The 19,015-nt window shown below is 72.0% G+C and carries 19 protein-coding genes; 16 read left to right on the forward strand and 3 right to left on the reverse strand.

Going from position 1 to position 19,015, the window contains the following annotated elements; all coding sequences use genetic code 11:
* Positions 1–3: 3 nt before the first annotated feature.
* The 9 genes from AB0N90_RS12505 (at position 4) to AB0N90_RS12545 (ending at position 8,190) form a co-directional block, all read left to right on the forward strand.
* A complete protein-coding gene (locus AB0N90_RS12505) occupies positions 4–357 on the forward strand; it encodes a histidine triad nucleotide-binding protein (protein WP_365195455.1) in 354 nt (117 codons plus the stop codon).
* Between the two features lie 6 nt (positions 358–363).
* Positions 364–1,269 (forward strand): ribonuclease Z, encoded by a 906-nt coding sequence (locus AB0N90_RS12510; protein ID WP_365195458.1) that lies wholly within the window; start codon positions 364–366, stop codon positions 1,267–1,269.
* A 20-nt stretch (positions 1,270–1,289) separates the two neighbouring features.
* Positions 1,290–2,279: an adenosine deaminase gene (locus AB0N90_RS12515; RefSeq protein ID WP_365195461.1), complete on the forward strand. Its 990-nt coding sequence runs from the start codon at positions 1,290–1,292 to the stop codon at positions 2,277–2,279.
* 353 nt (positions 2,280–2,632) lie between these two features.
* Positions 2,633–3,754 carry a PfkB family carbohydrate kinase gene (locus AB0N90_RS12520; RefSeq protein WP_361668878.1) on the forward strand — a complete coding sequence of 374 codons (1,122 nt, stop codon included), beginning with the start codon at positions 2,633–2,635 and terminating at the stop codon, positions 3,752–3,754.
* A 137-nt stretch (positions 3,755–3,891) separates the two neighbouring features.
* Positions 3,892–4,968 carry a PhoH family protein gene (locus tag AB0N90_RS12525; RefSeq protein WP_361667988.1) on the forward strand — a complete coding sequence of 359 codons (1,077 nt, stop codon included), beginning with the start codon at positions 3,892–3,894 and terminating at the stop codon, positions 4,966–4,968.
* 12 nt (positions 4,969–4,980) lie between these two features.
* A complete protein-coding gene (gene ybeY, locus AB0N90_RS12530) occupies positions 4,981–5,478 on the forward strand; it encodes an rRNA maturation RNase YbeY (protein WP_085564673.1) in 498 nt (165 codons plus the stop codon).
* A 9-nt stretch (positions 5,479–5,487) separates the two neighbouring features.
* Positions 5,488–6,774 (forward strand): hemolysin family protein, encoded by a 1,287-nt coding sequence (locus tag AB0N90_RS12535; protein ID WP_365195465.1) that lies wholly within the window; start codon positions 5,488–5,490, stop codon positions 6,772–6,774.
* Complete coding sequence (locus AB0N90_RS12540; protein WP_365195468.1) at positions 6,771–7,130, forward strand: MmcQ/YjbR family DNA-binding protein; 360 nt, start codon at positions 6,771–6,773, stop codon at positions 7,128–7,130. The genes AB0N90_RS12535 and AB0N90_RS12540 overlap by 4 nt, the downstream gene beginning before the upstream one ends.
* A 40-nt stretch (positions 7,131–7,170) precedes the next feature.
* Positions 7,171–8,190 carry a S66 peptidase family protein gene (locus tag AB0N90_RS12545; RefSeq protein WP_365195470.1) on the forward strand — a complete coding sequence of 340 codons (1,020 nt, stop codon included), beginning with the start codon at positions 7,171–7,173 and terminating at the stop codon, positions 8,188–8,190.
* Between the two features lie 16 nt (positions 8,191–8,206).
* Here the strand turns inward: AB0N90_RS12545 and AB0N90_RS12550 are convergent, their stop codons facing one another.
* On the reverse strand, positions 8,207–9,625 hold the full coding sequence (locus AB0N90_RS12550) for an MFS transporter (protein ID WP_365195473.1): 1,419 nt from the start codon (positions 9,623–9,625) through the stop codon (positions 8,207–8,209).
* Positions 9,626–9,801: 176 nt separating this feature from the next.
* Between AB0N90_RS12550 and AB0N90_RS12555 the strand changes: the two genes are divergently transcribed.
* From AB0N90_RS12555 to era, 6 genes are all read left to right on the forward strand, one after another.
* Entirely contained in the window at positions 9,802–10,623 is an 822-nt protein-coding gene (locus AB0N90_RS12555; protein WP_128793645.1) for a helix-turn-helix transcriptional regulator, read from the forward strand.
* A 38-nt stretch (positions 10,624–10,661) separates the two neighbouring features.
* Positions 10,662–11,027 (forward strand): cytidine deaminase, encoded by a 366-nt coding sequence (locus AB0N90_RS12560; RefSeq protein ID WP_232986107.1) that lies wholly within the window; start codon positions 10,662–10,664, stop codon positions 11,025–11,027.
* Positions 11,028–11,287: 260 nt separating this feature from the next.
* The gene (locus AB0N90_RS12565; RefSeq protein ID WP_361667974.1) at positions 11,288–11,761 is read left to right on the forward strand and encodes a hypothetical protein; all 474 of its coding nucleotides are present in this window, start codon (positions 11,288–11,290) and stop codon (positions 11,759–11,761) included.
* A 168-nt stretch (positions 11,762–11,929) separates the two neighbouring features.
* The gene (locus tag AB0N90_RS12570) at positions 11,930–13,252 is read left to right on the forward strand and encodes a beta-xylosidase (RefSeq protein WP_365195477.1); all 1,323 of its coding nucleotides are present in this window, start codon (positions 11,930–11,932) and stop codon (positions 13,250–13,252) included.
* A gap of 62 nt (positions 13,253–13,314) precedes the next feature.
* Entirely contained in the window at positions 13,315–14,304 is a 990-nt protein-coding gene (locus tag AB0N90_RS12575) for a DUF916 domain-containing protein (RefSeq protein ID WP_365195815.1), read from the forward strand.
* A 5-nt stretch (positions 14,305–14,309) separates the two neighbouring features.
* Complete coding sequence (era, locus tag AB0N90_RS12580; protein ID WP_037655106.1) at positions 14,310–15,263, forward strand: GTPase Era; 954 nt, start codon at positions 14,310–14,312, stop codon at positions 15,261–15,263.
* Between the two features lie 8 nt (positions 15,264–15,271).
* Here era and AB0N90_RS12585 read toward each other — a convergent pair whose 3' ends face one another.
* Together AB0N90_RS12585 and AB0N90_RS12590 are read right to left on the reverse strand one after the other, a co-directional pair.
* Complete coding sequence (locus AB0N90_RS12585) at positions 15,272–16,525, reverse strand: MFS transporter (RefSeq protein WP_365195480.1); 1,254 nt, start codon at positions 16,523–16,525, stop codon at positions 15,272–15,274.
* Positions 16,522–17,838: a GH1 family beta-glucosidase gene (locus AB0N90_RS12590; protein ID WP_365195483.1), complete on the reverse strand. Its 1,317-nt coding sequence runs from the start codon at positions 17,836–17,838 to the stop codon at positions 16,522–16,524. Before AB0N90_RS12590 ends, AB0N90_RS12585 begins: the two co-directional genes overlap by 4 nt.
* Before the next feature lie 150 nt (positions 17,839–17,988).
* Between AB0N90_RS12590 and AB0N90_RS12595 the strand changes: the two genes are divergently transcribed.
* Positions 17,989–19,005 carry a hypothetical protein gene (locus tag AB0N90_RS12595; protein ID WP_365195485.1) on the forward strand — a complete coding sequence of 339 codons (1,017 nt, stop codon included), beginning with the start codon at positions 17,989–17,991 and terminating at the stop codon, positions 19,003–19,005.
* Positions 19,006–19,015 lie beyond the last annotated feature (10 nt).

Raw genomic sequence — 19,015 nt, forward strand, 5'->3', positions numbered from 1 at the left:
GAAATGGCTGGAGAACCGCAGGACGACTGCCTGTTCTGCAAGATCGTCGCGGGCCACATCCCGGCCACCGTCGTCCGCGAGACGGAGACCACCGTCGCCTTCCGGGACATCAACCCGCAGGCGCCCACGCACATCCTGGTGATCCCCAAGGTCCACTACCGGGACGCCGCCGCGCTCGCCGCCGGTGCCCCCGAGATCGCCGCGGACGTGCTGCGCGAGACCCAGGCCGTGGCCGACGAGGAGAAGCTGGACAGCTACCGCGTCGTCTTCAACACCGGGACCGGCGCCGGTCAGACCGTCTGGCACGCCCACGGGCATGTGCTCGGCGGCCGCGGTCTCCAGTGGCCGCCCGGATAATGCGCCGTGTCCGTCCGTGAACTCGTCGTCCTCGGCACCGCGAGCCAGGTCCCGACCCGGCACCGCAACCACAACGGCTATCTGCTGCGCTGGGACGGCGAGGGCATCCTCTTCGACCCCGGTGAGGGCACCCAGCGGCAGATGCTGCGCGCCGGGGTCGCCGCGCACGACCTGAACCGCCTCTGCGTCACCCACTTCCACGGCGACCACAGCCTCGGCCTCGCCGGGGTCATCCAGCGCATCAACCTCGACCGGGTGCCGCACCGGATCACCGCGCACTACCCGGCCTCCGGGCAGCGCTTCTTCGACCGGCTGCGGTACGCCACCGCGTACCGGGAGACCGTCGGCGTCACCGAGGTCCCGGTGAGTGCCGACGGCATCCTCGCGGTGACGCCGTCGTACACCCTGGACGCCCACAAGCTCTCGCACCCGGTGGAGTCCTACGGCTACCGGCTGACCGAGCCCGACGGCCGCCGGATGCTGCCCGAGCGGCTCGCCGCGCACGGCATCGAGGGCCCGGACGTGGGGGTGCTCCAGCGCGAGGGGCGGCTCGGCGGCGTGACGCTGGAGGAGGTCAGCGAGGTACGGCGCGGACAGCGGTTCGCGTTCGTCATGGACACCCGGCTCTGCGAGGGCGTGTACACGCTGGCCGAGGGCTGCGACCTGCTGGTCATCGAGTCCACCTTCCTCGACGAGGACGAGGAACTCGCCGTGGAGCACGGGCACTTGACGGCCGGGCAGGCGGGGGCGGTGGCGCGCGGGGCGGGGGTACGGCATCTCGTGCTCACCCACTTCAGCCAGCGGTACTCGGAGCCCGAGGAGTTCGAGCGCCAGGCACGGGCCGCCGGCTTCGAGGGTGAGCTGACCGTGGCGTACGACCTTCAGCGAGTGCCGGTTCCGAAACGACGGTAAGTGCGCCGTACGATGCTTTGATGCCCCTCCCCAAAGCAGAACTGCACCTCCACATCGAAGGCACCCTGGAGCCGGAGCTGGCCTTCGACCTGGCCGCCCGCAACGGCGTGAAGCTGCGCTACGCCGACACGGAAGAGCTGCGTGAGGCGTATCGGTTCGAGGACCTCCAGTCCTTTCTGAACCTGTACTACGAGCTGATGACCGTGCTGCGTACCGAGCGGGACTTCGAGGACCTGGCCAACGCCTATCTGGCCCGCGCCGCGGCGCAGGGCGTACGGCACGCGGAGATCTTCTTCGACCCGCAGGCCCACCTCGCCCGCGGCCTGGACATGGGCACCGTCGTGGAGGGGCTGTGGGCGGCGCTCGGCCGCAGCGAGGAGAATTACGGCGTCTCCACCCGGCTCATCCTGTGCTTCCTGCGCGACGAGTCCGCCGACTCCGCGCTGGAGACCCTGGAGGCCGCCCGGCCGTACCTCGACCGGATCACCGGCATCGGCCTGGACTCCGCCGAGGTCGGGCACCCGCCGGCGAAGTTCCGCCAGGTGTACGAGACCGCCGCCGGGCTCGGGCTGCGCCGGGTGGCGCACGCCGGTGAGGAGGGGCCGCCGGAGTACATCACCCAGTCCCTGGACCTGCTCGGCATCGAGCGCGTCGACCACGGGCTACGCTGCATGGAGGACCCCGAACTGGTCGAGCGGCTGGTGCGCGAGCGCGTCCCGCTCACCCTGTGCCCGCTGTCCAACGTCCGGCTGCGCACGGTGGACACCCTGGCCGACCACCCACTGCCCGCCATGCTGGAGGCGGGGCTGCTGTGCACGGTCAACTCCGACGACCCGGCCTACTTCGGCGGGTACGCCGACGACAACTTCCAGGCGGTGCACGAGAGTCTCGGGCTGACCGAGGACCGGCTGCGCGAACTGGCCCGCAACTCCTTCCTCGCCTCCTTCCTGGAGGACGACGAGGAGCGCCGCGCCCGCTACCTCGCCGAGGTGGACGCGTACGTGTTCTGACGCGTGCGCCTGTTCCGACGCGTACACCTGTTCCCCGCGTGTTCGGCACCGGCCTCGGCATGGGCTATGATTGATCATGTCGAGGCCGCCGGAACTCCGGTAGCCGGACAGTGCGTTGGTGGTCCAAGGAAAGACGCCCCGCTTCCTGCGGGGAAATGCAGGTGCAAGGCCTGCCCGGCGCTCCACAGAGAACCCCGTCCCGCCCTGTGCGGGGCGGGGTTCTTCGCTGTGCGCGCGGACTTGTCCAGGTGTGCGCATCCCCGGCCGTATGCCCGTGCGCGGCGGCCGCGGTGGTGCACACTGGCCAGACCCAGCACACCAGGGAGCGCACCGTGACCTCGTCGCACACCCTCATCGGAGAGGAACCCGAGCACCTCACCCGGGCGGGGCACCGCCAGGCCCAGGTCGATCCGCTCGCCGCGCGGCGCGCCCCCGGGGATCCGCCCTGGGACGTCTATCTCACGGGCACCGTCTTCCTCGACATCATCTTCACCGGCCTGGACTCGGCGCCCGTGCGCGGCACGGAGTCCTGGGCCCGCGGCATGGGCTCCAGCCCCGGCGGGGTCGCCAACATGGCCAGCGCGCTGGCCCGGCTCGGGCTGCGGACCTCGCTCGCGGCCGCGTTCGGGGACGACCACTACGGGGAGTACTGCTGGGACGCCCTCGCACAGGGCGAGGGCATCGACCTCACCCCGTCGCGGACGGTGCCCGGCTGGCACTCGCCGGTGACCGTGTCCATGGCGTACGAGGGCGAGCGGACCATGGTCTCGCACGGACACGAGCCGCCGCCGGAGGAGCCGGCCCCCGACTGCCCGCCGCGCGCCCGGGCCGCCGTCGCCTCCCTCACACCGGGCCGCCGCGCCCCCTGGATCGCCCAGGCCGCGCGCGGCGGGACCCGGATCTTCGCCGACGTCGGCTGGGACGAGACCGGCGCCTGGGACCTCGCGGGGCTGTCCGACCTCGAACACTGCGAGGCGTTCCTGCCCAACGCCGAGGAGGCGAAGCGGTACACGGGCGCCGACTGCCCTCGCCTCGCCGCGCACGCGCTCACCGAGTACGTGCCGGTGGCGGTGGTGACGCTGGGCTCGGAGGGCGCGTACGCGGTGGACCGCCGTACCGGCGAGGCGGCGGAGGTCCCGGCGATCGCGGTGGAGGCGCTGGATCCCACGGGCGCGGGGGACGTCTTCGTCGCCGGTTTCGTGACGGGCTCCCTCGCGGGCTGGCCGCTGGCCGACCGGCTGGCGTTCGCGGGACTCACGGCCGCGCTGTCCGTGCAGGAGTTCGGCGGCTCCCTGTCGGCGCCCGGCTGGTCGGAGATCGGCGCGTGGTGGCGGCGGGTGCAGTCGCTGCCGGCCCAGGACCCCATGGCGCTCCAGCGGTACGCCTTCCTCGACGGGCTGGTCCCGGAGGAGCTGGACCGCCCCTGGCCGCTGCGCCGGGCCGTGCCCACGATCGGCTTCCGGGGCCCCAGCTGACGGGCGGCGGCGCACCCCCCGACCGGAGGAAAAGTCCTACAGGCTTCTGAGCCGTCCGGCGTACCCTGGACAGCGACGAGGCCGCCCTAGGTTGCGCGGTCGCGACGAGGGGAAGCACAAGGCCTTCGCGCCGGCCCATGACACAGACACCCACAGCTCACACCCCCACGCAGGAGCAGGCGAGAGCACAGCTCACCGTCCCCGCCCAGCACCCCATGGTGACCGTTCTGGGTTCCGGCGACTCCCTCCTGCGCGTGATCGAGAAGGCCTTCCCGGCGGCCGACATCCATGTCCGGGGCAATGAGATCAGCGCGGTCGGCGAGAGCGCCGACGTCGCCCTGATCTCACGCGTGTTCGACGAGATGATGCTGGTGCTCCGCACCGGGCAGCCGATGACGGAGGACGCAGTGGAGCGCTCGATCGCCATGCTCAAGGCGAGCGACAACGGTACGAACGAAGGCTCGGAGACCCCGGCCGAGGTGCTGACGCAGAACATCCTGTCCTCGCGCGGCCGCACCATCCGCCCCAAGACCCTCAACCAGAAGCGCTATGTCGACGCGATCGACAAGCACACGATCGTCTTCGGCATCGGCCCCGCCGGTACCGGCAAGACCTACCTGGCCATGGCCAAGGCCGTCCAGGCCCTCCAGTCCAAGCAGGTCAACCGGATCATCCTGACCCGCCCCGCGGTCGAGGCCGGCGAGCGGCTCGGCTTCCTGCCCGGCACCCTCTACGAGAAGATCGACCCCTACCTGCGCCCGCTGTACGACGCGCTGCACGACATGCTCGACCCGGACTCCATCCCCAAGCTGATGGCCGCCGGAACCATCGAGGTGGCACCGCTGGCGTACATGCGTGGGCGTACCCTCAATGATGCGTTCATCATCCTGGACGAGGCCCAGAACACCAGCCCCGAGCAGATGAAGATGTTCCTCACCCGGCTCGGCTTCGACTCGAAGATCGTGATCACGGGTGATGTGACGCAGGTCGACCTGCCGAACGGCACGAAGTCGGGTCTGCGCCAGGTCCAGGAGATCCTGGAGGGCGTCGAGGACGTGCACTTCTCCCGGCTGACGTCCCACGATGTCGTACGGCACAAGCTGGTGGGCCGTATTGTCGACGCGTACGAGAAGTACGACAGCAAGAACGGCACCGAGAACGGCTCCCACCCGGGCCGTGGCAGGACCGGCGCCAAGGGCACCAAGGGGAAGTAGACCGGCACGAGCATGTCGATCGACGTCAACAACGAATCCGGCACCGAGGTCGACGAGCAGGCGATCCTCGACATCGCCCGCTACGCGCTCGCGCGCATGCGCATCCACCCGCTCTCCGAACTCTCGGTGATCGTCGTGGACGAAGACGCCATGGAGCAGCTGCACATCCAGTGGATGGACCTGCCCGGGCCCACCGACGTCATGTCCTTCCCGATGGACGAGCTGCGTCCGCCGGGCAAGGACGACGAGGAGCCCCCGCAGGGGCTGCTCGGCGACATCGTGCTGTGCCCGGAGGTCGCCACCAAGCAGGGGGCCGACGCCCCGACGCAGCACTCCATGGACGAGGAGCTCCAGCTGCTCACCGTCCACGGCGTGCTGCATCTGCTCGGCTACGACCACGAGGAGCCGGACGAGAAGGCCGAGATGTTCGGGCTGCAGGCCGCCATCGTGGACGGCTGGCGGGCCGAGCAGGGCCTGACCGGCCCGTCTCCCGCGCCGACCGTCTCGTAAGCAGGCCGGATGTCCCCGCAGATCGTGATCGGCGCGATCGCGCTGGTCGTCGTCGCCTGGCTCGCCGCCTGCGCGGAGGCGGGCCTCGCCCGGGTCTCCAGCTTCCGGGCCGAGGAGGCCGTGAAGTCCGGGCGGCGCGGCGGCGAGAAGCTGGCGCAGATCGCCGCCGACCCCACCCGCTATCTCAATGTGGCCCTGCTGGTCCGCGTCGCCTGTGAGATGGCGGCCGCGGCCCTGGTCACCTACGCCTGCCTGGAGGCCTTTTCGGCCACCTGGCAGGCCCTGCTGGTCGCCATCGCCGTGATGGTCCTGGTGTCGTACGTCGCCGTCGGGGTCTCCCCGCGCACCATCGGCCGCCAGCACCCGCTGAACACCGCGACCGTGGCCGCCTATGTCCTGGTGCCGCTGGCCCGGGTGATGGGCCCGATCCCCTCGCTGCTGATCCTCATCGGCAACGCGCTCACCCCCGGCAAGGGCTTCAGACGCGGCCCGTTCGCCTCCGAGGCGGAGCTGCGCGCGCTGGTCGACCTGGCCGAGAAGGAGTCGCTGATCGAGGACGAGGAGCGCCGGATGGTGCACTCCGTCTTCGAGCTGGGCGACACCCTGGTGCGCGAGGTGATGGTGCCGCGCACCGACCTGGTCACCATCGAGCGCTTCAAGACCATCCGGCAGGCCCTCACCCTCGCCCTGCGCTCCGGGTTCTCCCGGATACCGGTCACCGGGGAGAGCGAGGACGACATCGTCGGGATCGTGTATCTCAAGGACCTGGTCCGCAAGACGCACATCAGCCGGGACGCGGAGAGCGACCTGGTCTCCACGGCCATGCGCCCGGCGGTCTTCGTGCCCGACACCAAGAACGCGGGCGACCTGCTGCGGGAGATGCAGAAGGAGCGCAACCACGTCGCCGTCGTGATCGACGAGTACGGCGGCACCGCGGGCATCGTCACCATCGAGGACATCCTGGAGGAGATCGTCGGCGAGATCACCGACGAGTACGACCGGGAGCTGCCGCCCGTGGTGGACCTCGGCGAGGGCCGCTTCCGGGTCACCGCCCGTCTGGACATCACCGACCTCGGCGAGCTGTACGGCCTGGAGGAGTACGACGACGAGGACGTGGAGACCGTCGGCGGACTGCTCGCCAAGGCGCTCGGCCGGGTGCCCATCGCGGGCGCGTCCGCCGAGGTCGAACTCCCCGACGAGCGGCGGCTGAAGCTCACCGCGGAGTCCTCCGCCGGCCGCCGGAACAAGATCGTCACCGTGCTGGTGGAGCCCGCAGGGGAGACGGAGGCCGAGTGAGACCCGAGGAGCTGCGCGCCTTCTGCCTGTCCTTCAACGCGGCCGTGGAGGACTTCCCGTTCAACCCGGAGACCTCGGTCTTCAAGGTGCTGGGCAAGCTGTTCGCCCTGACGAACCTGGGCGCGCGGCCCCTGACGGTCAATCTCAAGTGCGACCCGGAGGACGCGGTGCGGCTGCGCGCCGACCACGAGGGCCTGATCGTCCCCGGCTGGCACATGAACAAGCGGCACTGGAACACCGTCACCGTCGACGGGGGCCTGCCGGACCCGCTGCTGCGCGAGCTGATCGAGGACTCGTACGACCTGGTCGTCGCGGGGCTGCCGAGGGCGGAGCGGCTGCGGCTGGACCGCCCGTAATCGCGTTGCCCGGGGCCCGGGGAATTCGAGAGCATCCCGTATGACCATTCGATACCCGCGCCCCCTGCGCCCCGGTGACCGTGTCGGTGTGACCTCGCCCTCCTCGGGTGTGGCCGAACCCCTCAGGGCGCGCCTCGACATCGCGGTCAAGGAGATCGAGCGGCGCGGTTACGAGGTGGTCGTCGGCCGGTGCATGGACGGCAGCACCCACATCAGCGCCCCGGCCGCCGAACGCGCCGCCGAGCTGACGCGGATGCTGACCGACCCCGCCGTCCGGGCCGTGATCCCCCCGTGGGGCGGCGAGATGGCCATCGACCTGATGCCCCACCTGGACTTCGAGGCGATCGGCCGGGCCGAACCCACCTGGCTGGTCGGCTACTCGGACCTGTCGACCGTGCTCGCCCCGCTGACCCTGCTGACCGGGGTGGCGACGGTGCACGGCAACAACCTCATGGACACCCCGTACCGGGTGCCCGAGGGGCTGCTGTCCTGGCTGGACATCGTGGCCGCCCCGCAGGGTGAGCCGTTCACCCAGAGCCCGCCCGGCCGGCACCGCACCGGCGGCTGGGACGACTGGACCCGTGACCCGGGGATCGCCGAGTTCACCCTGGACGGCGCGGGCGGCTGGCGGCGGCTCGACGGCGAGGGGGACGTGGAGGTCGAGGGGCGGCTGATCGGCGGCTGTATCGAGACCGTCGCCCCGCTCGCCGGGAGCCGCTACCTCGACACGACGCGCTTCGCGGGCGACGCGCCGCTGCTCGTCTACGTCGAGGCCTGCGAGGACAACGCGCTGATCATCGCCCGCCATCTGCACGGCATGCGGCTGGCCGGGTTCTTCGATCGGGCCGCCGCCGTGCTCGTCGGCCGCACCCACGCCCCCGACGCGCCGACCCTCACCCAGGACGCGGCCGTCCTCGACGCCCTCGGGCCGCTGGGCGTGCCGATCCTCGCCGACGTCGAGTGCGGGCATGTGGCGCCGTATCTCCCGCTGGTCAACGGCGCGCGCGGCCGTGTGGTGCACACGGCCGCGCGCAGCGAGATCGTCCAGACCCTGGACTGAGACCCCGGGCTCGATCTCAGGCCCGGGAGCGGCGCAGGCCGAGGCCGGTCAGGAGCGCGGCGCCGAGCACGATCGCCGTGTCCAGGGCGATCACCGTGTGCACACCGCTCAGCAGGTCGCCCGAGGTGGTGGCCAGCACACCGAGCAGCGGGATGCCGACCGTGATGCCGACCTGCTGGGTGGAGGTCACCAGGCCGGTGGCCAGGCCCTGTTCCGCGTCCGGGACACCGGAGGTGACCGTCACGCCGTACGAGATGATCGCGCCCAGGTGGCACATGCTGGCCAGGGCCACCGCGGCCGTGGCGAGCCACACCGACCAGCCGTGGGCGTTCAGCAGGAGCAGCGACGCGGTCAGCGCGCCCTGGCCGGCCAGCGAGGCGACCAGGGTGCGGCGGGCGCCGAGGCGGCCGATGACCTTCGGGGCGAAGGTGCCCGCGACCACGGACAGCAGGCCCTGGAAGCCGAAGACCAGTCCGGTCTCGAAGGCGGACAGGCCCAGGATCTCCTGGAGGTACAGGGTCAGCACGAACACGATCGTGGACATCATCGAGAAGGTGACCAGACCGCCGATGTTGCCCCAGGCCACCGTGCGCCGGCGCAGCATCGGCAGCGAGACCAGGGGCGCCGCCGAGCGGGACTCCACCAGCACGAACGCGGTCAGCAGCAGCAGTCCGGCGGCCAGGGCCGCGATGACGTCGGCGCGGCCGAAGCCGTGGTCGGCGGCGGTGGACAGGGCGTAGATCAGCGAGAGCAGTCCGGTGGTGACGGTGACGGCGCCGGGCACGTCCAGGCGCGGGCGGTCCGGGGTGCGGGACTCCGGCAGCAGGCCCGGCGCCAGCGGCAGCACGATCAGCGCGAACAGGGTCAGCAGGGCCATCGTGGAGCGCCAGCCGAAGGTGTCGGTGAGGGTGCCGCCCGCGACCATGCCGATGGTGAAGCCCAGCGACAGCAGGGTGCCGGAGATGCCGAGGGCGCGGTCGCGGGCCGGGCCCTCGGGGAAGGTGGTGGTCAGCAGGGACATGCCGGTCGGTACGATCGCCGCCGCGCCGAGCCCCTGGAGGGCGCGCCCGGCGAGGAACGAGGCCGGGTCCCAGGCCAGGGTGGACAGCAGCGAGGCCGCGCCGAACAGGGCGAGACCGGCGAGGAAGAGTCTGCGGCGTCCGAAGAGGTCGCCGACGCGGCCGAACAGCAGCAGGAAGCCGCCGGAGGGCAGCGCGAACGCGGTGACGGCCCACTGGAGCGCGGAGGTGCTCATGCCGAGGTCGCGGCCCAGGTCGGGCAGCGCCACGTTCAGTACGGAGAAGTCCAGCGCGACCATGAACTGGGCCGCGCACAGGACGAACAGGACGAGCTTGTCACGCGTCGACAACCGGGGGATGCCGGGCGCCGCGGTGTCCGCTGCGGGGGAGGTCTGGGTGGTGGTGTCGATCGCCATGGAAAGAGCTTCGGGCGCATGGAATACCGGTGGGGAGTCGGAACTTATGGTGGTGGTGGCACCACCAGAGAGGTCACCTGAGCGACCACTGGACAGGACCGACGGGGGAGGGGCGGCACGTGCCTGCTGCTGAGGCGAGGCGCAGTCATCGGCGTGACGAGCTGCGGGAGTTCCTGATGAGCCGGCGCGCCCGGGTCAGTCCCGAGGAGGCCGGGCTGCCCGCCGGCGGCGGCAGGCGTCGGACGCCCGGACTGCGCCGCGAGGAGGTCGCCGTGCTCGCCGGGGTCGGTGCTTCCTGGTACCAGTGGCTGGAGCAGGGCCGTGACATCTCGGTCTCCCCGCAGGTGCTGGACGCGGTCGCCCGGGTGCTGCGGCTCAGCGACGCCGAGCGGCGGCACCTGTATCTGCTGGCCGGGCTGAACCCGCCGACGCCCCAGGTGGTGCCCGGCAGGAAGGACATGTGCGACGGGCTGCGGCGGCTCATCGACACCTGGATGCCGTACCCGGCGCACATCATGGACCTCTACTACAACTGCGTGCAGTACAACGACGCGGCCGCGATCGTGCTGGGCATGCGCCCCGGCATCACCCAGAACTGCCTGATCGACTTCTTCACCGACCCGCTGTACCGCGAGCGCAGCCACAGCTGGGAGCGCAACGCGCGCACGGTGGTGGCGCAGTTCCGGGCCGCCTGCGCGGCGCGCCCGGACGACGAGGGGTTCCGGGAGGTGCTGGCCGAGGTGAGCGCCGCCAGTGAGGAGTTCACGGCGCTGTGGGCCGAGCGGGACATCGAGGACCAGGGGCAGGTGCGCAAGGAGCTGTCGCATCCGCTGGCCGGGCTGCTGGTCGTGGAGTCGACGGTCCTGAAGATCCCCGCCCGCCCCGATCTGATGATCGTGCTGCACACCCCGCTGGACGAGGCGAACACCGCGGAGAAGCTGGAGTGGCTGGCCTCCCCGGAGGGCCGGCGGGGCGCGATGTACCCCGTGGCGGGGTGAGCGTCGTCGCGCCTTCGGTGCCTTCGTATGCTCGGGGCATGACCGAGAGCAGCGCGCTTGACCCCGAGGACCGCAAGATCGTGACCCTGGCCCGTTCCGCGCGGGCCCGCAACGCGGTGCCCGAGGGGGCGGCCGTACGGGACGACACCGGGCGCACCTATGTCGCCGGCACGGTGGAGCTGGCCTCGCTGAAGCTCAGCGCGCTGCGCACCGCCGTCGCCATGGCGGTGGCGTCCGGGGCCGCGTCGCTGGAGGCGGCGGCGGTGGTCGGCGAGGCGGAGTCGGTGCCGGCCGAGGACCTGGCCGCGGTGGCCGACCTCGGGGGCGCGGACACGCCGGTGCTGCTCGCGGGGGTGGACGGCACGGTCCGTACGACCGTGGCCGCGGGCCGCGCCGAGAGCTGACCGGCAGAAGAAGGCCGGGGCCGCCTGAAGAAGGCCGGGGCCGCCCGAAGAGTACCGACCGAAAGGTCGGCTGGAATTCAACCTTGCTGGGTCGCGGGGCGCGCGCGTCAATGAACGCGTACGTCCCGACGACCCGTCAGATCCGCACCGCCGTCCGGCGCGTCCGCACCCGCCCGACCGGCCTGCCGTTCGTCGGCGCACCTTCCGATCACCCCACACGGCACGTCCGGCGTGCCCAGCAGGAAGGAAAGCGGATCCCCATGAGAGCCAAGCGCACGGCAACAGGTGCGGCCCTGGCGGCCGGGGCCCTCGCGGTCACCGGTCTCGCCCTCGCACCCTCCGCGGCCGCCGTCACTCCCCAGTCGGCGACCATCACCGCGAGCTGCGGCATCTTCGGCGGTGGCACGGCCACGCTCACCGCCACCCAGAGCGGCACCTCGGCCACCCTGAGCCTCACCTCCACCGCGATCAGCGCCCCGGTCACGGTGGCCGCGGACTCGATCACCTCCACGCTCACCATGGCCAAGGCGGGCGGCGGCAGCGTCGTGTTCAGCGGCACGAAGAACCCGGTCATGAACCCGGGCGACCCGGTCAGCGTCGGCCCGCTCGCCGGGACCGTCGCCTCCGGGTACAGCCTGGACGCGTACGGCGGCTCGCTGAAGATGGTGATCTTCGGCGTCACCGTGACGTGTACCGCGAGCGGTCACCAGTCGCCGGGTCCGTTCGTGTTCTGAGCCCGCCCCGGCCGACCGGTCCGTTCCGGTTCTCCCCTGGATGCCGCAGAACCTGACGAGTAGTCAGAATTCTGCGGCATCTCCCTTGACTTCTCACCTCGCCGCCCCGCCAATGCCCCCTGTCGGGGCGCCCGTTCGGCCGCGCCCACCACCCTCAGGAGGGGGCCCATGGGTCTCACCACCCGAAGATCCGGACGGTGGCGCTGGGCGTCACTGCTCGGCGCGACCGCGCTCGCGGTCTCCGCGGGCGGCGCGCTGGCCTGCCCGGCCGGCGCCGCAGGCACCGACGTGGACTTCGCCACGCACTGCATCCCGCCCGCCATCGCGGGCCTGCCGCCGATCGACGGCACCACGACCGCCACCGTCTCGGCGGACGACACCAGCCCGAAGGTCGGCGACACCGTCACCGTCACCTACACCGTGGTCGGGGCCGCCGCGAGCAACCCCACCGATCTGGCGCTGCCGGCCGACATCATGACCCCGACCGGCAAGGTCACACTGGGCGGCGCCCAGAGCGGGGACATCACGGTCGCCGGGCCGAAGAAGAACCCCCCGGTGCCGGGGAAGGCGGCCTTCCCGTCCTTCTCCATGACGGGCACGTTCACCGTCACCAAGGCCGGGAAGATCACCCTCGCGCCGGGCGACTACAACATCCACACCAGCTACATCATGGAACTGGACACCCCCTGCACGGTCACGAACCCGCCCGCACCGGCGTCCGAGTCCATCACGGCGACGGCGGGGACCCCGGCCAACTCCCGGGCGATCACACTGGGTTCGGCCACCGGCGACCCGGGCGCGAGCGTCGAGGTCAGCGGTACGGGCTTCACCCCGGGCGCCGCCGTCACCCTCGCCGGACGCTCCGGGACCAGCCAGACCGGGGACACGGCGAGCGTGTCCGCGGACGGGCAGGGCTCCTTCAGCGGTTCCCTCGTGGTGAACGACACCTCGACCACCGGGATCGTCGCGTACGAGGGTGACACCTGGAACGCCGACACCGGCGCGGGCCCCGCGGCCTACGTCGTCAACACGCCGGTGCCGCCCGGCAGCCAGAAGCTCACCACGAGCGTCACGGCGGGCACGCTCGCCATGACCCAGGCCGGGGACTCGGTCGCGCTGTCGGGGGTCGACTTCGGCCGGGGCGGCGCCTCGACCGGCGCGCTCCGGACCGTGACGGTCAAGGACTTCCGCGGCGGACCGGCGGGCTGGTCACTGACCGGCAGGGTCACCGACTTCACCGGTCCCGGCGGCAGGATCGGCGCGGACCGGCTGAGTTGGACGCCGTCGTGTGCGAGCAAGGCGGGCAGCCCCAGTACCTGTACGGCGGGTTCGGCGGGCACGGTGGGCTCCTCGGGGGCCACCCTCGCGGGGACGCCGGACGGGACGCTGACCGGCGGCGAGTTCACCGTCGACGCCGGACTCTCCCTGGACGTACCGGCGTTCACGCCTCCGGGCGGGTACTCCGGCGTGCTCACGCTGACGCTGTCATGAGCGTACGGGCGCCCGCACCCGCCCGTGCCACGGGCTGCCCCCGGCCGCGGGTGCCCGCACCCATGCGCAAGGCGTACGTCGTCGTGGTGAGCCTGCTGCTGGCCGTACTGCCGGTGGTGCCCGCGCGGGCCGCCGACAACGGCAGCTGGTCCGTGTACCCGGTCGCCGCCCAGGCCGCGGCCCGGCCCTACTTCTACCTCTCCGCCGACCCCGGCCAGACCCTCACCGACAAGGTCGCCGTCCAGAACAGGACCGGCGAGCCGCTCACCTTCCGGCTGTACGCGGCCGACGCCTACAACACCCCCCGGGACGGCGGCTTCGCCGTGCGCACGGCGGACGAGACGATGCGCGGGGTGGGGGCGTGGGCGCGGCTCGCCAGGAACCGGATCACGGTGCCGGGGCACCGGACCGTGACCGTGCCGTTCACACTGCGGGTGCCGACGGGCGCGGAACCGGGCGACCATCCCGGGGCGATCGTCGCGCTGGACGAGCGGACCGAGCCGGGCGGCGGGAAGCTGGCGCTGGGGATCCGGCGGGCGGTCGGCGCGCGGGTGTACTTGCGGGTGAGCGGTCCGACACTGCCCGCGCTGGCGGTGTCCCGGCTGAGCGTCGGCCGCCACCGGCCGCTGCTCTTCGGCACGGGTACGGCGACCGTGTCGTACACCCTGCGGAACACGGGCAATGTCACGCTGCGGCCGAGCGCGGAGCTGACGGCGCGCGGACTGTTCGGCCGTACCCTGCTGGAGCGCCGGGCGGCCCGGGTGCCCGCCGAGCTGCTGCCCGGGCAGTCGGTACGGCTCACCGAGACCTGGCGCGGCACCCCGGTGCTCGACCGGGCGGCGATCACGGTGAGCGCGCGGGCGCAGGGGGCGTCGGCCTCGGCGGGGGCGTCGTTCTCCGCGGTGCCCTGGCTCCCGCTGCTGGTGCTGGTGTTCGTGGTGGTGGCGGTGGTGATCGGGTGGCGGATGCGGTCACGTCTGCGTAAACGGACGGCCACGCGGCGTGACCGTCGATTCGCGGTGCGGCGGGGGCTCCGGGATCAGGGACAATGAACGGCATGAGCGTTCGCACCCAGTCATCCGAGCAGCCGGCGGAAACCGTCCACCGCGCCGGCTTCGCCTGCTTCGTGGGCCGCCCCAACGCGGGCAAGTCCACCCTCACGAACGCTCTGGTCGGGCAGAAGGTGGCGATCACCTCGAACCGGCCGCAGACCACGCGGCACACGGTGCGGGGCATCGTGCACCGCCCGGACGCCCAGCTGATCCTGGTCGACACCCCCGGGCTGCACAAGCCGCGCACGCTGCTGGGCGAGCGGCTGAACGACGTCGTGCGCACCACGTGGGCCGAGGTCGACGTGATCGGGTTCTGTCTGCCGGCCGACCAGAAGCTCGGCCCCGGTGACCGGTTCATCGCGAAGGAACTGGCCGGGATCAAGAAGACGCCCAAGGTCGCCGTCGTAACCAAGACCGACCTCGTGGACTCCAAGACCCTCGCCGAGCAGCTGATCGCCATCGATCAGCTCGCCAAGGAGCTGGGCTTCGAGTGGGCGGAGATCGTGCCGGTGTCGGCGGTCGGCGACCAGCAGGTGGAGCTGCTGGCCGACCTGCTGGTGCCGCTGCTGCCCGAGGGGCCCGCGCTCTACCCCGAGGGCGACCTCACGGACGAGCCCGAGCAGGTGATGGTCGCCGAGCTGATCCGCGAGGCGGCGCTGGAGGGCGTGCGCGACGAGCTGCCGCACTCCATCGCGGTGGTCGTGGAGGAGATGCTGCCGCGCGAGGACCGTCCGGCGGAGCGTCCGCTGCTCGACATCCACGCCAACGTCTACATCGAGCGCCCGAGCCAGAAGGGGATCATCATCGGCCCCAAGGGCAAGCGCCTCAAGGAAGTCGGCATCAAGTCCCGCAAGCAGATCGAGGCCCTGCTGGGCACGCCGGTCTTCCTCGACCTGCACGTCAAGGTCGCCAAGGACTGGCAGCGCGACCCGAAGCAGCTCCGCAAGCTCGGCTTCTGACCTTTCCTTCAGTCGACCCCCCTGATCCGCCCCACCAGCACCGCCCCCGCCACCCCGATCGCCGCCGACACCAGGAACAGCACCCGGTATCCGCCCAGATACGTCACCAGCGGGGCCGCCAGAGCCGGGGCGGCCGCCTGGGGGAGGGCGTTGGCGATGTTGATGAGGCCCAGGTCCTTGCCGCGGCCCGCGGCGTGCGGGAGGACGTCGGTCATCAGGGCGAAGTCGACGGAGGTGAAGACGCCGAAGCCGATGCCCAGGACGGCGGCCGCGGTCACCGTGCCCGGCCAGGTCCCCCAGCCGGCCAGCGCCGCCGTCGCCACCGCCATCAGCACGCCCGACCAGACCACGAACGGCTTGCGGCGGCCCGTGCGGTCGGACCAGACGCCGCCGATCACCACCGTCGCCAGCAGCGTCACACCGTTCACCGCGGTCAGGATCAGGACGCCCCGGCCGGGGTCGGGGTAGTGGACCCGGTCGCGGAGGTAGTAGAGCAGGTACAGCAGCACCAGCGAGTTGCTGAGGTTGATCAGGAAGCGGGTCAGCCAGGCCCAGCCCAGGTCGGGATACCGGCGCGGGCTCAGCCAGAAGCCCGCGAGGAAGCCCCGCCAGGACCATGGGGGCCGGTCCCGGGGCAGGAGGGGGAGGTCGCGGAAGATGAGGAGGTAGGGCAGGACGCCCGCCGCCGTGCACACCGCGCAGGCCACGTACCCCGCGCCGATGCCGCCCGCCGCCGTCGCCAGCCCGGTGCCCACGACCACGCCCAGGATCTGCGCCGCGCCCAACCAGCCGCCCACCACGCCCCGTTGACGCCTCGGCACCCGGTCCGGGACCGCCGCCGTCACCGCCGCGAAGGCCGCGTTCAGGGTGAACTGGACGAGGCACCAGCCCAGCACCATCGACCGCGGCCCGCCCGCGCCCGCGAGCAGCAGCAGGGACAGCGCCCCGCCCGCCGCCCCGGCCACGATCCACGGCGCCCGGCGGCCCGCCCGAGCGGTCGTACGGTCGGACAGCGCGCCGAAGAACGGGTTGGCGAGCAGGGACACCACCGCGCCGGTGCCGGTCACCCAGGCCAGCAGGGCCTCCTTGGACATTCCGGTGCCGGGCGCGAGGTCCTTCGCCTGGGCGGCCAGCAGGATCTGCAGCGGGCCGAACCAGCCCACCCAGATCGCCCCGTTGGCCAGCGCGAGGGCCGCCGTCCAGCCCCGCCCCACCGGTAGGGCCGGCTCGGCGAGCGCGGCCGACGGGCGGCCGGTGGTCATCTCTGCGCCCGCAGCACTTCCCGGAACCAGTGGTACGACGCCTTCGGCACCCGCTCCAGCGTCGCGTAGTCCACGTGCACCAGACCGAAGCGCCGCGCGTAGCCCTCGGCCCACTCGAAGTTGTCCAGGAGGGACCACACGAAGTAGCCGCGCACATCCACCCCGGCCGTCAACGCGGCGTGCAGGGCGCGCAGATGGCCGTCCAGGTAGGCGATGCGGTCCTGGTCGTCGAGGCCCTCGTACGAGCAGCCGTTCTCGGTGATGACGATCGGCGGGAGCCGGTCGCCGTACCGCTCCCGGAACCCGCACAGCAGCTCGGTCAGCCCCTCCGGGACCACCGGCCAGCCGAAGTCGGTCCGCGGCCGGTCCGCTATCTCCCGTACGGAGAAGGGGAGTTCGGCGGGTATGGGCACCCCGCCGAACTCCGTCTCCGTGCCGAGCGGAGCGCCCACCAGTGTCGGGGCGTAGTAGTTGACGCCGTACCAGTCGAGGGGTTCCGCGATCACCTTCAGGTCCGCCGAGAGATCGGCCGCGGGCATCAACTCGCCGAGTCCGGACGGGTATTCGCCGAGCAGGATCGGGTCCGCGAACAGGCGGTTGAGCAGGGTGTCGTAGAAGTCCGCCGCCTCCGTGTCCGCCGGGTCGGCCGAGGCCGGCCATGTCGGGCCGTGGGAGTTGGCGATGCCGATGTCGGCCGCACCGGCCGCGCGCAGCGCCCGTACCGCGAGACCATGGGCGAGGAGCTGGTGATGGGCCACCGGGAGGGCGTCGAACAGCAGCCGCCGGCCGGGGGCGTGGACGCCGAGGGCGTGGCCGAGCAGGGTGTGCTCGGCGGGCTCGTTGAGGGTGATCCACTTGCCGACCCGGTCGGTCAGACGTTCGGCGACCACGGACACATGGTCGGCGAACCGGGACGCCGTGTCCCGCTCCAGCCAGTCGAGGGACGCGGGCAGATCCCAGTGGAAGAGGGTGGGGACCGGCCGTACCCCCGCCGCGCACAGCTTGTCCACCAGCCGGTCGTAGAAGTCCAGGCCGCCCGGCGAGGTGACGCGGGGCCAGGAGACGGAGAAGCGGTAGGCGTCCACGCCGAGACCGGCCAGGAGCGCCACGTCCTCCGGGTAGCGGTGGTAGTGGTCGCAGGCCACCGCCGCCGTCGAACAGTCCTTCACCCGGCCGGGCTCGGCGGTGAACACGTCCCACACCGAGGGCCCGCGCTCGTCCACCGCCCCCTCGATCTGATGGGCGGAGGTCGACACGCCCCACAGGAAGCCGGCCGGGAACCGAGGGATCGGATTGCCTGCGTCAGTCGCCATGGCCGGATCATCCGTACCGCCGGTAACGAAGTCAACGCCCGTGCGCGGGTCAACGCCCGTGCGCACAACGGCTTCCAGCGGTCACCGGATGTGGGCCGCATGGCCCAATCGACTGGCATTCACCGCCCGATAGTTCCGAAACTGAACCGTATGACAGTCCATCAGCTGATCACCAGGCCGCGCACCCGGCTGCTCACCGTGCTCGCGGCATGTCTGTTCGTCCTGCTGGGCGGCGTGCCCGGCGCGCTCGCCGACACCCGCCGCGACCCGGCGTCCACCGACTGCATCTCCACTCCGGCCGAGTACAAGGCCGCCTGGGACGCCCGCCAGGTGCGCTGCGTGTCCCCGTCCCTGTTCGGCACCACCCACACCCGGGGCGACACCACCCTCTACCCGAGCGGCTTCTGGTACGCGTGGGCGGGCTCGAACACCAACCTGGAGCGCTACCTCCAGCTGCGCAGCCGGTACGGCGACCAGCCCCCGAAGACCGGCATCGGCGTCCTGTCCTTCGTCGGCTACCCCGGGCTCGACAGCTGGGACACCCCGACCGATCTCGCCGTCTACACCCTGCCGTCCGGGGCCCGCGCCCAGGTCCCGGCGTTCGAGACCTGGTTCCGGCTGCTGGACGAGAAGTTCGGCCACACGGACGCCTACCCGCTCGCAGCCCAGCGCGACCTCGTGCTCGCCTACTCACGCCTCGGCAAGGGCGAGGACGTCGTCGGCGCCTTCCAGGACGTGACCGGGTGCAAGCGCGGCCAACTGCTCAAGGGGGCGGCGCCCTCCGCGGCGATCGGGTGCAGCCGCGACTTCCTGGACGCGCTGGCCGCCGCGGGACCCTCCCCCTACGACGGCGCGTCCTCACTGGCCTGCTTCGCCAACTTCCAGTCCGGCTACACCGGACCGCGCAACGCCGCCGCCCTGCGCGGGGTGCTGTACCAGTGCCAGGACGCCGGGTTCCTCAACACCGGCGTGGGCCTCGGCTACAACACGTACGCCAACCCGTTCGTGTGCAAGTCCGCCGCCGCACAGACCGTACGACAGCGGTACACCGGCCGGGAGTTCGTGCTGCCGAACGCGTCCTTCGGGGAGCTGCCGAGCCATGTCGACATCCCGCTGGACCTCGGCAACCCGAACCAGCGCGGCTTCCTCCAGAAGGGCTACTGCTGAGCCGAGGGCC

The organism is Streptomyces sp. NPDC093018 (genome assembly GCF_040684035.1).
In the GTDB taxonomy this organism is placed as follows: domain Bacteria; phylum Actinomycetota; class Actinomycetes; order Streptomycetales; family Streptomycetaceae; genus Streptomyces; species Streptomyces murinus.